At 66.7% G+C, this 12,955-nt stretch carries 14 protein-coding genes; 5 read left to right on the top strand and 9 right to left on the bottom strand.

Annotation, left to right across the window (positions count from 1 at the left end; all coding sequences use genetic code 11):
• Positions 1-17 precede the first annotated feature (17 nt).
• The 8 genes from AB0947_RS09515 to AB0947_RS09480 all read right to left on the bottom strand — a co-directional run bounded on the left by AB0947_RS09515 (position 18) and on the right by AB0947_RS09480 (position 6,190).
• Positions 18-482: a hypothetical protein gene (locus tag AB0947_RS09515; protein WP_366749725.1), complete on the bottom strand. Its 465-nt coding sequence runs from the start codon at positions 480-482 to the stop codon at positions 18-20.
• A 204-nt stretch (positions 483-686) separates the two neighbouring features.
• The gene (locus tag AB0947_RS09510; protein ID WP_366749724.1) at positions 687-2,816 is read right to left on the bottom strand and encodes an FtsK/SpoIIIE domain-containing protein; all 2,130 of its coding nucleotides are present in this window, start codon (positions 2,814-2,816) and stop codon (positions 687-689) included.
• 104 nt (positions 2,817-2,920) lie between these two features.
• A complete protein-coding gene (locus AB0947_RS09505; RefSeq protein ID WP_366749723.1) occupies positions 2,921-3,157 on the bottom strand; it encodes a hypothetical protein in 237 nt (78 codons plus the stop codon).
• 65 nt (positions 3,158-3,222) lie between these two features.
• The gene (locus tag AB0947_RS09500; RefSeq protein WP_366749722.1) at positions 3,223-3,540 is read right to left on the bottom strand and encodes a hypothetical protein; all 318 of its coding nucleotides are present in this window, start codon (positions 3,538-3,540) and stop codon (positions 3,223-3,225) included.
• A 13-nt stretch (positions 3,541-3,553) separates the two neighbouring features.
• The gene (locus tag AB0947_RS09495) at positions 3,554-4,624 is read right to left on the bottom strand and encodes a phosphoadenosine phosphosulfate reductase family protein (RefSeq protein WP_366749721.1); all 1,071 of its coding nucleotides are present in this window, start codon (positions 4,622-4,624) and stop codon (positions 3,554-3,556) included.
• Positions 4,621-5,481, bottom strand: a complete 861-nt coding sequence (locus AB0947_RS09490; protein WP_366749720.1) for a protein spdB — start codon at positions 5,479-5,481, stop codon at positions 4,621-4,623. The genes AB0947_RS09495 and AB0947_RS09490 overlap by 4 nt, the downstream gene beginning before the upstream one ends.
• On the bottom strand, positions 5,478-5,924 hold the full coding sequence (locus AB0947_RS09485; protein ID WP_366749719.1) for a Pycsar system effector family protein: 447 nt from the start codon (positions 5,922-5,924) through the stop codon (positions 5,478-5,480). Before AB0947_RS09485 ends, AB0947_RS09490 begins: the two co-directional genes overlap by 4 nt.
• Positions 5,921-6,190: a DUF6284 family protein gene (locus AB0947_RS09480; protein ID WP_366749718.1), complete on the bottom strand. Its 270-nt coding sequence runs from the start codon at positions 6,188-6,190 to the stop codon at positions 5,921-5,923. The genes AB0947_RS09485 and AB0947_RS09480 overlap by 4 nt, the downstream gene beginning before the upstream one ends.
• A 428-nt stretch (positions 6,191-6,618) precedes the next feature.
• Between AB0947_RS09480 and AB0947_RS09475 the strand changes: the two genes are divergently transcribed.
• The 4 genes from AB0947_RS09475 (at position 6,619) to AB0947_RS09460 (ending at position 10,776) form a co-directional block, all read left to right on the top strand.
• Positions 6,619-7,413: a GntR family transcriptional regulator gene (locus AB0947_RS09475; RefSeq protein ID WP_366749717.1), complete on the top strand. Its 795-nt coding sequence runs from the start codon at positions 6,619-6,621 to the stop codon at positions 7,411-7,413.
• On the top strand, positions 7,410-8,084 hold the full coding sequence (locus AB0947_RS09470; protein WP_366749716.1) for a YdcF family protein: 675 nt from the start codon (positions 7,410-7,412) through the stop codon (positions 8,082-8,084). The genes AB0947_RS09475 and AB0947_RS09470 overlap by 4 nt, the downstream gene beginning before the upstream one ends.
• Before the next feature lie 1,079 nt (positions 8,085-9,163).
• Entirely contained in the window at positions 9,164-9,586 is a 423-nt protein-coding gene (locus AB0947_RS09465) for a hypothetical protein (protein WP_366749715.1), read from the top strand.
• A 107-nt stretch (positions 9,587-9,693) separates the two neighbouring features.
• Entirely contained in the window at positions 9,694-10,776 is a 1,083-nt protein-coding gene (locus AB0947_RS09460; RefSeq protein ID WP_366749714.1) for a PIN-like domain-containing protein, read from the top strand.
• 249 nt (positions 10,777-11,025) lie between these two features.
• Here the strand turns inward: AB0947_RS09460 and AB0947_RS09455 are convergent, their stop codons facing one another.
• Positions 11,026-12,306 carry a DNA sulfur modification protein DndB gene (locus tag AB0947_RS09455; protein ID WP_366749713.1) on the bottom strand — a complete coding sequence of 427 codons (1,281 nt, stop codon included), beginning with the start codon at positions 12,304-12,306 and terminating at the stop codon, positions 11,026-11,028.
• A 291-nt stretch (positions 12,307-12,597) separates the two neighbouring features.
• Here AB0947_RS09455 and AB0947_RS09450 point away from each other — a divergent pair, with 291 nt between their 5' ends.
• The gene (locus AB0947_RS09450) at positions 12,598-12,723 is read left to right on the top strand and encodes a hypothetical protein (protein WP_366749712.1); all 126 of its coding nucleotides are present in this window, start codon (positions 12,598-12,600) and stop codon (positions 12,721-12,723) included.
• The last annotated feature ends 232 nt before the right edge of the window (positions 12,724-12,955 follow it).

The raw sequence follows: 12,955 nt of genomic DNA, 5'->3' as shown, positions 1-12,955 counted from the left end.
GCGGGTTCCTTTCCTGGTCAGCCATGGAAGTGGTTGCGCTTGAAGACGGCTTTGCGGATGTTGACCGTGGTCCCGCCGTGGTGGCCGGTGGCGCCGAAGACCTGCACGGCGATCCAGCCGCCGAAGATGACGGCGGCGAGGATGACGAGCTGGTGGATGAGCGCGGCGAGCGCGGCGATGAACGTGGTCAGCAGGACCAGCCCGCCGCACACGGCGCCGAACCCGATGCCGCCGAGGGCGATGTTCACCGCCGCGCGGGACACGGCCGGCTTCGCCACGACCGGTTCGGGCTTGGCGGGCTCGACGGCGTAGCCGGTGACCACTCGCCCGTCGGGCAGGACGACGCTCGCCACGGTCGGCAGGGCGCCCGGCTGGACGGGAACGAGCGGCGCCGTGACCGGAACCGCGGGCTGTATCGGGGTGGGCGGGTGGACTTCCACGGCCCGCTGAACGGGCGCGTGGCCGGTGGTCTCGGGGTACATGCGGAATCCATTCCGGGGGTGGGGCAGGGAGGCAGACACACCCTCTGTGGGGGTGGCTGTGGAGGGGGTTTCAGGGGTGCTGACCTGCGGGCCTCCCTGCCTCCCTGAACGATCATTCGTGCAGGTCAGAGCCAGGGAGGCGGGCCAGGGAGGCATTCAGGGAGATCTCCCTGCCTCCCTGACCCGCGGGGGGTTCGACTCCCTCTACTCGGAAGCAGAAGCGGAACCCTCGCCGTCGCGGTTGGCGAGCGCTTGGGCGACGCGGTCGCGGCCGACGACCATGCGGCCGTCGGACTTGTACGGCTCGGCGCCGGCGTCGTCGAGAACGCGCTTGAGGTCGATGAACGACCAGCCGCTGTAGGCGTCCGCGTTCAGCGCGGCGAGGCGGGTGATGACTTCCTGGGTGCGCACGCGGGCATCGATGCCGAGCACGGTGGCGATGTCGGCGAGCGGGTCGCGCTTCTCGCCGCGCTCGATGGCGTGCAGGGTGGCGACGGCGTTGCCGCGCAGGGCCTTGGCGCGGTCGGTGATGGCCTTGGCCTGGTCGTCGTCGATGTAGTGCGTGCGCACCGTGATGGACGACTGGCCGGCCGGGATCTCGATCCCGTCCGAGGCGACGACCAGCGTTCCCTTGTCCAGACCCTGGCGCAGCAGGTGCGGGGCGGCCCCGCCGTCCACGGCCTTGTCGCCGAGCGCCATACGGGCCTGCGATTCGGTGCCCAGCGCGAGCGAGGCACGTGTGTGCGCACCCTCACGCACCAGCTTGGGAAGGTTCTGGTCGGTCGGGTCCTGGGTGCCTTCCCACAGGATCACGTCCACGGCGCAGCCTTGGTTGTGGACCTTGCGCACGGCCATGAAGTAGCGGGAGGTGGCCTTGGCGCCGCCGTAGGGGCGGCCGTCTTCGTCTTTGACCGGGCACATGAACGCGACCTGCGCTTCGTCCACGATGCCGATCAGCGGCGGGAACACGGCTTTCGGGTCGGCGCGGCGGGCGTCGATCCGCCGGTTCATCTCCTCGACCAGGCCCTCGACCATCTCGGTCGCCTCGATCACGTTCTCATCCGCCGGCCCCTGGATCAGGACCGTGGCGAGCCCGTCGAACATGGCCCAGTCGCCCACGCCCTTGAGGTCGGCGATGCGGAACTCCACCGTGCGATCCAGCGCCGCCCACAGAGCGAGCGCCCGCAGCGAGGCGGTCTTGCCCTGGTTGGACAGACCCGTGATGAGCAGGTGCCGCTGGTACAGGCTCAGCGCTGCGGCATCGCCGCGCAGGTCCTGACCCCACGGTGCCTTGCCGCTCTTGTAGTTCGCGGTCAGGGACTCGTCGGTGACCAGCGGAGACGGGCCGATCGGCTCATCCAGCGCCCCCGAGTCGGCGATCCATAGCCGCACCGTGCGGGCGGCGGTCGGGATGGTGATGAACACTTCGTGTTCGTGCCGGGTGAGGTTCTCGGCGAGCTTGCGGCGCCGCTGCTGCACCTCCACCGTCGACACCCCGGACGGAAGCGTCACGTCGACTTCGACGCCGCATCCGGCGATGGTGATCGGGGACAGCATGGAGGCGCCGGCGTCGCCCATCTCCTTGATGGCGTTGCGCAGCGCGGGCACCCCGAGATCCCGCAGGGCCTTGACCACGATGGACGGCGTGATGGGCTCACCCTCGCCGGACCGGACGTTGGCCGGGAGGGCCCAGTTCGGGGCGGCCTGCTGGTGGGCGCCGACCGACCACAGCGCGAGCAGGGCGAGGAACGGGCCGATCGTGATCAGCGGTCCCCACACCACCTGAACGATCGTGATCATCAGTCGGATGAACTCGACCACCGCCATGAGTGGGGTGACCACGTCGGTGATGTCCTTGTTGGCGATGGCGAGGACCACCCCGAGCGCGACCAGGGCGCCGATGCCCATACCGGTGCCGACCAGGGCGCCCTTGGCGGCGTCGACCGGGGAGTGGAGCAGGTCCATGCGGCGGCGGTGGCGGGCTTCGCGGAAGCGCTGCCCGCGCTCCTCCCACTCCGCGGCCACCTCGTAGTTCCCCGCGGCCTCGGCAGCGCGGAGCATGCGCTCGTAGCGGGCGGCGGTGCGGCCGTCCCAGGTACGGCGGGCCACGATCCGCGCGCCACCCCAGGTGTAGAGGGTGTGGCGGGCCACCGCGCGCGCGGCGGTCTTGGTCGTCTCGTGCGTTACGGCCGTCCGTATGGCGCGTCCGGAGCGCACCCACAGCGGCACGGGTGCGGTCGGCGCCGGGTCGGGGACCACGGTCAGCGTGGTCACGGTGGCCGGTTCGGCAGGCGGGTCGGTGTCCTTGTGCAGGTGAACGACGTTGTCGCTCATGATGGAAAGGTCTCCTGACTGCCCCGGCAGGGGCGGGAAGTTGGGGATGCCGGGGTGGCCGTGGTCCGTGGCAGGGTGCGGCCACCCCAGGGCGGCGGTGCAGGTCAGTGGCCGTGCCGGGCGCGGTTCTCCGCGCGGCTGAGCTGGGCCGGGTCGACGCGCGGGCCGTCGTACCAGCAGAACGGGCGGATGCCGCCGGCGGCCTTGAACACACGGATCGCGGCACCCTCAGGGGTGTCCGGCAGGACGTAGACGCGTCCGCCCTCCAGGGAGGCCAGCAGGCGGGCGGCGTGGTGCTCGCACCCGTCCGCCCCGGCGTTCCCCCTGTCCAGTACGGTCACGACGGGCGAGCCGTCACAGGGCGTCGGGTCGTCCGGGTGAGCGGCGGGGCAACGACGGTCCACGGTCACCACCAGCCGGACGAATTCTTGGCGGCCTTGGCGGCGGCGTGCTCGTTCACCACGCGCTGCCGCTCGGTGTGCAGGGCGGTGATCTCGGCGATGAGCCGGGTTTCGGCGGCCGTCCACGCGTTCTCCAAGCGGCGGTCGGCGCGGTCGGTGCTGCGGCCCCGTGCGATCCGGTAGGTGCCGCCGGCCAGCGCGGCGACGATGGCACGCCGTTCGGCGCCGTTCAGCGGCCACATCTCGCGTTCGCGGACCGCTTCCAGCTTGCGGTTGGTCTGCCGGATCTCCCGGTCCAGGCGGCGGGTGTCGGGCTTGCCCATGTCGGTCCTTCCGTCAGGCTGCTGAGCGGGTGAGGGTGTCGTATTGGCTGGAGGTGATCAGGCCGGACTCGCGCCATTCGGCGAGCAGATCGGCTTGTCCCTCGATGGCGTCGCACTTGGCGCACAGCCGCCCGGCCGGCCCGCGACGACGTGAGCCGGGCGGGCGTTGTCCCCACTTGCAGGCGGTCAGCCCGGCGGCTTCCGCTTCGCGTTCCAGCTCCCGCAGGGGCTTGGCGGCGTGGGGGTAGAAGAACTCGATTTCGTCGAGTTCGTCGGGCTTGGCGAATGCCCCGCACAGGCACTCTCCGGACATGTGCAGGTGAACGGTGACCTCGTTCAGCGGCAAAGCATCGGGGGTGCACAGCATGTGGTCGGCGTGCTGGTGGCGGATGGGGCAGCGGTAGCGGGCGCGGTATTCGCGCATGTGGGCGTCGGTCCAGTGGACGATCGGGGACACCCAGATCAGGGAGCCTTCGCGGTCGACCTCTTCGGCGTTGCGAAAGCGCCGGTCGGTCTCGGCCCACCGCATGCCGCCTAGGTAGACGACATTGCGGGTGCGCCCATGGCGGCCGATGATCTGTCCCCGCAGCCGCTGAAGGGGTTCGTCCTTCAGCCTCCGGTACATCACCGAGTGGCCGGCCGGGCCGGGGAAGCCCTTCCAGACTTGTCGGCCGATGTTCTTGCCGCGGGTGGACAGCACCCGTGCCAGCACGAGATCCCGGTAGGAGTGCTTGGGGTGGAGCTCGTGCAGGGGCAGACCCCAGGCGGCCACCACATCCCGCACGTGCTGGGTGGTCTCCGGGATGCCGGTCCCGGTGTTGACGTGCGCGATTGCGTCCACGCGGCGGCGGAAGAGGTGGTTGACGACCACGGAGTCATTGCCGCCGGAGAACAGCCCGATCGTGGCGACCACCGGGAAGGCGGCCAGCACGCGATCGAGGATCGCGAACGAGCGGCCGATTGCCTCATCCAGCGTCATGGCCTCGGGCTCGACGTCCGCCTTTGGCGGCCGGCCGATGATGCGGTCCGCCATGCCGGGGAACATGTCCCCGACCGGCTGACGCCGCTTGTTCCGGGCGGTCATACGGCCACCCGCTTCCATGCGGCCCTCAGGCGGACCTCGGAGGCGGAGTGGCCGGCCGCACGGAAACGGCTCGCCATCTCCCGGTAGGAGAGGGCGGGGACTTCGCTGTGACGGATCTCGTCGACCAGCGCGTCAAGCGCTTCATCGGTGAGCGCGGGGCTCGCGTCCAGCGCGGGAACGGGCTCCGTGGGACCCCACACGGGAAGCTCCCAGCGGGGCGTGACACCGGGCGTGACGCGGTTCGTCACGCTGGTCAGCGCCCTGCCGGTGTCCTCCCCGTCCCGTGCCGTCTCCAGCGTCGACCACGCCCGCGAGAGCGTCTGAGCGGTCTTCGCCTGGACGCGTGCGACGCGGGCACCGGCCTGCGTCACTGCCGTCAACCGGGTCTCCTCCGTGGCGGCCTCGGCCCGCAGCCGGGCACGGGCCACGGCCGCCTCGTCGCGAGCCTCCTGCTGGATACCGCGGATCGCGCCGAGCGCGGCCGGGGTGAGCGCGGTGCGCTCCCACAGCCCGTGCACCAGCCACAGCGCCTTGGCCGCGATCGGCAGCCACGCCACGGCCAGCCACGCGGCGCGAGCGGAGCCGTCGGCGGTGAGCGCGTGCGCCACCAGCACGCCAGCCGCGACCAGACCGAAGCACCACCCCACACCGGTCACCACGCGACTGTGGTCTCCCTGCGCGGCGAGACGGCGTTCGTAGGCGAGGGTGGCGAGCCATCCGCCGTCGATGCCAAGACCGACGACCAGGGCAATAAGCCACGGCACCGCCGTACCGAGCCACATCACGACCACGGCCAGCGTGAGGACCATGGACACCGCCGTCATCGCCACGGCGGGCAGCACGGTCTTGGCCTTCATGCCACACCCCCGATCGTGAGCAGGGCGGCGAGGATGAGCAGGGCACCCCCGGCATAGGTCAGGTCGACCGCGCGGCGCAGGCAGGTGAACTTGGCGACCGCCAAGCGGGACAGGCCCGCGATGTCCGCAGCCAGATCGCGCGAGACGGCGTCGCTGATCTCGTCGGGGGTGAGGGTGGCCCACAGCGGGAAGCCGTGCCGGCCGCGCAGGTTCGGGCGCACCGAGCGCAGCAGCAGCCCGGCGGCGGCCACCAACACCGCCATGCCCGCACCGCCGACGACGGCGGCGGGCAGGGGCAAGGTCAGGTCGTGGGCGACCGACCAGGCGCCGGCCAGCACCGCGCCGACGAACGCCAGCAGCAGCGCGGTCTTGTTGTCGGTCCGCGTGATCTCCGCCTTCACCTCGGCGTGCGCGGCGCTCAGGTTCCGGTCGGTGGCGCTCACGCGGCACCCCCGGGCAGCATCAGGCCGGCCGTGCGGTTGGCCAGGGCGCGGCGCTCGGCGAGCACCCGGCGACGGGCCCGGCGGATGCGGCGGGCGTCCAGCTCGGTCGGCGTGCGGTCCAACGTGATGATCTGCGCGTCGATCAGGTCGACCTCCGCCAGGATGGCGGGCATCTCCTGCTCGATCGCGTCCAGCTCCGCGTCCGTCGGTTCCATCCAGTCGGCGAACGCGGTAACAGCGTCCTGAACAGTGACGATGTGGTCCATTGGGTCGTGTGTCCTTCCACAGGTGAACGGCCCGAACGCGGCTCCCGGGAGGCACCTCGGGAGCCGCTCGCCGTTGAAGTCGGAACATCCGGCTCCCCTCAGCGCTGCTCGTACGAGACGAGCAGCGGAGGCAACCGGCCGCAGCAGACGAGCGGCGGAGAGGTCGATGCGCGACGGTGCGCGCGGGTCCGTCTTTTCGACTCGGGGAGACGGGGCCCACCTATGCAGTTCTCAAGGAACAACCAGCTCAGGGCCCCAACTGCACGAGCTATCCCGAACCGCACGGCATGAAGGCAGCGCAAAGAAGGCCCCTTCCGGCCCGCTGTCCTAGGGCTGCGAGCGGCCTGAGGAGACGATGGCACGCAGTCCTAGGACTGTCAACAGTCCTAGGACTGTGCTTCACTGGTTCGCGACGAGAGGAGTTCTGCGTGGCACCGAAGTGGCGCGACCTGGCGGACAGGTTCGCGGAGCAGATCAAGAGCGGTGAGTATCCGCCGGGCGCCCAGTTGCCCCAGATCAGAGACCTAGTCGAGGCAGGGGAAGGCTCCAAGGAGACCGTCCACAAGGCATACAAGGCTTTGGAGGCTGAAGGTCTCGTGACCTCCACGCGCGGACACGGCACCGTGGTGCGTCCGCGTACTCCGCTCAAACGGCTCGGCATCGCCCGGTACGACAAGGCCAAGTGGCGCGACGGCGACGAGGTCGCGTTCATCGCTGACCGCGTCGCCTCGGGTCGCGCATACAAGCGCGACGAGCAGACGCAGACTGTGAGCCGCGTTCAGGCGGACAGTCTCGTAGCGGCGGGGCTTGGCGTCCCAGTTGGCTCAGAGGTGTACGCGCGAGCACGTCTCGTGAAGGAGGGGACGCAGCCGACTCACACCCTGACCAGCTACTACAGGCCGGAGCACGTCGAAGGCACACGCATCGTCGACCCCACCCCGGGCCCTGCCGGCCGCGGGGGCGGGTACCGGGTCCTCTACGACGCTGGGTACGAGATCGACCACATGAGAGAGGCCCTGTTCGCACGCAACCCTACGGCTGACGAAGTGCAGCTCCTGCAGCTCCCCGCCGGTGAACCCGTAGTCGAGCTGCACAGGACCACGTACACGGCAGACGGCACGGTGGTCGAGTTCGCGGTGGGCATCCACTCGGCTTCTCGATTCGCGTGGGAGTACGACTTCAAGGTTCCGGACTCAGCACACGACAAGAAGGGGCAGGAATGATCTCGGCACAGGCGTGGGCAGATGCCCGGCTTCTGTGGGACTACCACCGCATGCACCACGACCCACGGCCCTGTTCGGTGGCGGTCGGTCTGGGCAGTCACGATCTAGGGGTGGCTGACGTGACGGCGGAGCTATATCACCAGGGCCTGGCGCCGGTCCTCGTGTTCACGGGGTCCACCAGCCCCACGACCCGGGCGCGTATGCCGCGCGGTGAGGCTGTCCACTACCGCGAGCGAGCGTTGCAGCTCGGCGTGCCCGACTCGGCCGTACTCCTCGAGCCGCACGCAACGAACACCGGTGAGAACATCGAGTTCACAAAAGCGGTGCTGGCAGAGGCCGGCGTCAAGGTCTCGTCCGTCCTGCTCGTGAGTAAGCCGTACGAAGAGCGACGCTCGTACGCCATGATGCGAAAGCTCTGGCCCGAGATCGAAGTAGTGTGCGCGTCCACGCCGATGGGCTTGGAGGACTACGCCGACTCCATCGGAGACGCTCGCATGGTGATCGACATGATCGTGGGCGCCCTGCAACGCGTGCTCGTCTTCCCCGGCTTGGGTCTGGCCATCGAACAGGAAGTGCCGGATTCCGTCGTTGCCGCCTACGAGCGGCTGTGTGTCGATGGCTTCACCAGTCGACTCCTGCCAGCCGACGTTGCCGCCCGTCCTGATGTGTGAGGCCAGCGCGGGCGGCAGGACTGCACCGACCGCCCGTGCGCCTCACGGGCGGGTGCCGGCGGCGAGCCAGCGGCTGAGCTACAACCTTCTTCACAGGTTCAAGCCCCGGCTGAGCTCCGCTCCGCCGGGCGCGCTCCCGGCTCCGCTGCGGGCGCCGCTCCTGCCTTCGGCCCGCTCCGCCCGCGCTGCGCCGACGCGCGCCCACATGTGGGTAGTGCCCGTGGCCATGAGTCGATCACCGCAGAGCGTCGCCCACGGTCAAGACGATGCCTCCGGCGGGGGATCGGCCGGCACCGGGATGGAGGGGGGGCGCCGTTCCTGGCCTCGGGTCCGTAGTGGCGTGCGCGGAGTGCTCCCATCCCGACCACCATCGACCCAGGCAGAGCCGAGCAGACGCGGCCCCTGGCGTCCAGGTCGTTCGTACAGTGGCGCGCTCCACCTGAACGCCATGAACCACGCCCGCTCCACGGTGTGTGGGTCTACGGCGGACGGGATGGGAGCTAGGTAGGTACGGGTGGAGGTGAGTGTCAGCATCCGCAACGACTTGGCACACGAAGCAAAAAAGATCTTTTGGCGAGCCAGTACTAGAGAAAAGGACCGGACACGCTCTCCCCTGGCGTGCATAATCGAGAGATGCGCGAACTGTGGGCAAGAAAGCCGTGGGGGGCGAGCAAGTGCCCAGGCGGACCGGAAATTATTCTTCCAGAAAAGCATGCTCGCCGACTTAGCAATTGGCTTACAAGGACAGACGCCGCCTACGATGAGGAGCACTGGGCAAGCGTCTTTACCTGGCTGACGCTAGCATCCGGCGTGCACGAATTGAAGATCGATCTCACCGTCAGCGAGCGCGCTAACTATATGTGCTCGGCAGCTTGGCCATACGAAGACGCCCAGAATGCGACCGCATCGAAAGTGCACCTGGAATTGACTCGGCTTCTATACGCATACTGTGCAGTAGAGAGCCTGACCCGGGCCATGGACCCCGCATATGGGGACGACGGCAAGCCAAGCTGGGAAAGCATGCTGGCCCGATACTCAAACGATATTCCGGCAGCGAGCCGTCACACTACCTATGCGTCGTGGACCATCTCTACGACCACTGCCGTAACGAACCGCGGCTAAATCGTCACAAGAAGCTGGAAGAGAGCTTCAATGTATCCCATGGCAAACTTCTGTTGCCACTTCAGATCGGGGTACAACTCCGCCATCTGCTGGCCCATGGAATTTTTCATCTACCTCCACCAGAAGCCAGCCGTGACGGATGGACGGCAGGCGGCACGAGCATGACATGCATGGCCCGAAAAGGTGCCACTTCCTTGCTCATAGCCATCCAGATGATGCTGAACGTCGCCCACGACGAGGGATTCATTACGTTTGACGAGGAAGAGATTGAGCTAGATGACCCAATTCCCACGTCGGACGACGAAGAAGAATGGACAGTATCTGTTACTCCCGGTGAGTATCTCGCAGCCTCGCACTTGTATCTTTACGGTGAGCTATAGCCGTCGGGGCACCGGCCAAAACGGCCCGGACCGATCATGATCCGGGCCGTTTTCTATCAGTCGGTCACGCAGTGCTCTGGAGGAGTGAGCTAGGAATGTCCACATAGGTGACAACACCGACATCGTTTCACCGATGTACGAGAAAGCTCGATCGCGCCGAGAAGCTCTACCAGGAAATTGAAGAGAGGCTGGAGCGTCAGGCCGCCAAGGATAGGGTCCCGGGGATCCGCAACACACACACCGACCCCGTGATTAATGCCTTGGAACACCTTCTCGACCAACGTGTCGGAGCTCCCTACTCGCCGCAGCGGCACGTGGAGGAGGTGCAGCGGGCCAAGGAGAGGGCTGACCAACAAATACCACCTGGCTATAAGGACTTTGAGGGTGGGAAGAAGGAGGACGAGGAGGCGGCCGGCGACTATCTGGTCTGGCGTCAGCTCATGGACGCGGCCCAGAGTCACAGGAAGGATGTGCTCTTCGTTACTCGGGATCTGAAGGAGGACTGGTGGCGGAAGGCTTCTGCTAAAGCCGTTCGGCTTCCGCGCATCGAGTTGGTGAATGAGCTGCGTGATCTCACTGGTCTGCGACTCTTCATGGTAGAGCCCAGCACTCTGATGCAGCAGGTCAGTAGGGTCTTCCAGTTGGAAAAGCAAGTCGACCGGAACTCGGTCGACGCCTTGCGGCACCTGGAGACAGTCGAAGCCGACGCCGACGAACTGCGACATGCCGCAACCCGTTCGCGCTACCGCCTAGCCAAGGTTCCCGGTGGCCGCAGCAATGACTACGTCGAGACGCTGTGGCTCATGGCTCAGCTGGTTGAGGAGAACCCTCAACTGAAGACGTGTCTTGAGAAGTTCATGGAGTTCTTTACGAGCGTCACTCTCGAACCCGAGGCGCGCAAAAGACTCATGAACTTGGTCTCCCTCGGATTGTCCGTCGTGCAAGGAGAGAAGATCCTTCTCACCGCCCATGGTCGCAAGTTCGTTGAGAACCGCGACGCGCAGTTGCTGCGTCGGCTTTTCATGGAGCGCATCCTGGGAGCCCAGGAAGTCCGCCAGATGCTTGACGAAGGAGCCTCGGTGACTGAGGTAAGGCACCTGCTGGACGAGCAGCCCGACCTTGACCTCAGCGCCACCCAAAGCGAACTTCTTCTACGGTGGATGGGAAAGCTTGACCTCCTTTCTACCTAGCTCTGCGCAACAGAAACCTGGAGCCGCGGGTTCCCTCCTACCTGTTGAAGTTCCCTGGGCTGCCCCACACCAGCTGTATGAAGCAATATGCCTGTTCAGTGCACTCAAAACCGGACCGCTGTAGAGCTGCTGGTGGAAGACTCTGCGGTGAAAAAGTGGGCTGAAGGTGCCGGGCCGGGTCGAGCGTAAGCGCTGCGGACCCGGCCGGCGCGGGGCGTTGTAGCCGCAGGTTGGGTGAGATGGCGTCGATCAGTCGGCGAGCGGGTCCGGAAGCTGGAACGTCGACTCGTCCTCGCCGCGTGCCTTTGCGACGCGCTCGCGCAGCTCCTTGATGTGGTTGGTGGGCAGCTTGTTGCCGACAACCAGGTAGGTGATCAAGTCGGCCGCGAGGTTGTAGTTCTCCTTCTTCGTCAGGATGTTGTGCGCGGAGTTGATCAGGACGTCGCGCCACAGAGGGTCCGTGATTTTCCAGTCGAGCTGGTAGGTGCGGTCCACGGCTTCCTCGAGGGTCAGGTTGGGGTCTGCCTTGAGGATCTGAGAGAGCGCCTGGAACAGCACGATGTGGGTTGCCGGCTTAAACAGCAGTCCGTAGTCGGCCTCCTTGGCGCGCAGCTCGGGGAGGAGCTTGGTGTTGTCCCGGCCGTACTTCAGCTTCGGCATGCCGTCCAGGACAGTCGCCCACCAGCCCTCGACGTGCTCGTAGCCCTGGTCCAGGGTGTCCTCAGAGGGGCGGACGTGAGTCTTCTTCTCGTTCAGCTCGTCCGCCATGTCGTAGTGCTCAGCGATGATGCGGACGGTCTCGTAGATGGCGCTCAGGGTGGTGAGCTGGGTGCTGCGTTCGGCGATCGTGTTGTTCTTGTAGTTGACCAGCGATTCACCCTTGTGGTTCTTGCCGGCCAGCGGACCGCCGTCATCCGCCAGGCGCCGGGTCAAGATGGCGAACCCGTCGTCCTCACTGGTGAGGATGTTGTCGCCGCGACTCGTGTTCTTGGCGTAGCGATTGACCTTGTTGAAGATCTTCCTGGTGTGCTGTGTGCTGATGCGCGGGACGATGATGACGGTCACCTCGTCGTCCCCGACGTCCTTGACGTACTCACCCTCCACGTTGCGCGTGATGAACACTTCGCGCAGGGCGGCGAAGCGGTGCTGGCCGTCGAGGATGATGCGCTCGCCGCTGTCAATGGTCAGGAAGCCGAAGGAGTCCTTGCCCATCGTGGACCGGTACGCCTTCGGCAGGCTCTTGGCCACCTCGCTGAGCGGCTCGAACTCCGGCTCCTCATCGGAGTCCAGCAGGAGGATGATGGCGCCGAAGAACCGGTCGGGGGAGTTGGCCAGGTACGGGGCGATCTCGGTGCGCACCCGAGTGTCGTTGAGCTCACGCTGCAACCGTTCGGTCAGGCCAGTGGTGGCCCACTCTTCCTGCTCGCTCGCCGGTCGGGCGATCTGAACGAGGTCGCTCACCTTCATGGTGGTCACGTAGTACGGGGTCGATCCCATCTTGGCGCGGATCGCCGCGTGCAGTGTCGGCATGTCAACCCCCAGGTCAGTCAGAGTGGTTCACGTCTAGTGGGTACAACTAGTATGCGGTGACAGCGGAGTTGTTTGCAAAGACAGCGCGGATGCGATGTACTGATGATGTGTCAGCGCTGTTCTGGTGCGTACGGTACGTCTCCTGGTATGCGTGCGTACGTTTCCTTGTAAACGTACGGCTAGAGTAGTCTGACTTTCGCGCTGCAAGATCCTCCCCTCAACTTGCTGGGCAGCAAGAGCTGTTCAGTGTGGCGCCCTGAAGGCCAGGGCTGGAGGAGAAGGAGGCGCGAAGTGGCAGGTTTCGATGGGAGGAAGCCCCGTCGGCCGTGGACCGGGCCCGAGAAGGCTCAGGTGGTCATCGGTGTGATCGGGCTGATCCTGGCGCTTGCCGCCATCGTGGTGCAGTACGTCTCCTGATTACAGAAGGCGCCACGCGCGAGTACGCCCGGCCGCGGCGGGCCGCTGGTAAAGCAGCGAGCCCGGCCTACTGGTAGGCGACCGGGCTCGTGTCTACTGCATGGAGGGCCTGGCTCTGGCAGGAGCCGGGCCCTTCTTCGTGTCAGGTGCCTTCCCGAGTGGGTGATGGCCCCAACAACAAAACTGTACACCAGATCAAAAGGCCTGGTTAGGGTACAATCCGCGGCTTCAA

The organism is Streptomyces sp. NPDC047841 (assembly GCF_040704085.1).
GTDB classification, from domain to species: domain Bacteria; phylum Actinomycetota; class Actinomycetes; order Streptomycetales; family Streptomycetaceae; genus Streptomyces; species Streptomyces argyrophylli.
This window is presented reverse-complemented; position numbering and strand designations above follow the sequence as displayed.

Excerpts from the sequence above, each read along its gene's own strand:
- AB0947_RS09455 (WP_366749713.1), bottom strand. The coding sequence starts at position 12,306 with ATGCCGACACTGCACGCGGCGATCCGCGCCAAGATGGGATCGACCCCG.
- AB0947_RS09480 (WP_366749718.1), bottom strand. The coding sequence starts at position 6,190 with ATGGACCACATCGTCACTGTTCAGGACGCTGTTACCGCGTTCGCCGAC.
- AB0947_RS09495 (WP_366749721.1), bottom strand. The coding sequence starts at position 4,624 with ATGACCGCCCGGAACAAGCGGCGTCAGCCGGTCGGGGACATGTTCCCC.
- AB0947_RS09500 (WP_366749722.1), bottom strand. The coding sequence starts at position 3,540 with ATGGGCAAGCCCGACACCCGCCGCCTGGACCGGGAGATCCGGCAGACC.
- AB0947_RS09510 (WP_366749724.1), bottom strand. The coding sequence starts at position 2,816 with ATGAGCGACAACGTCGTTCACCTGCACAAGGACACCGACCCGCCTGCC.
- AB0947_RS09515 (WP_366749725.1), bottom strand. The coding sequence starts at position 482 with ATGTACCCCGAGACCACCGGCCACGCGCCCGTTCAGCGGGCCGTGGAA.
- AB0947_RS09470 (WP_366749716.1), top strand. The coding sequence starts at position 7,410 with ATGATCTCGGCACAGGCGTGGGCAGATGCCCGGCTTCTGTGGGACTAC.
- AB0947_RS09490 (WP_366749720.1), bottom strand. The coding sequence starts at position 5,481 with ATGAAGGCCAAGACCGTGCTGCCCGCCGTGGCGATGACGGCGGTGTCC.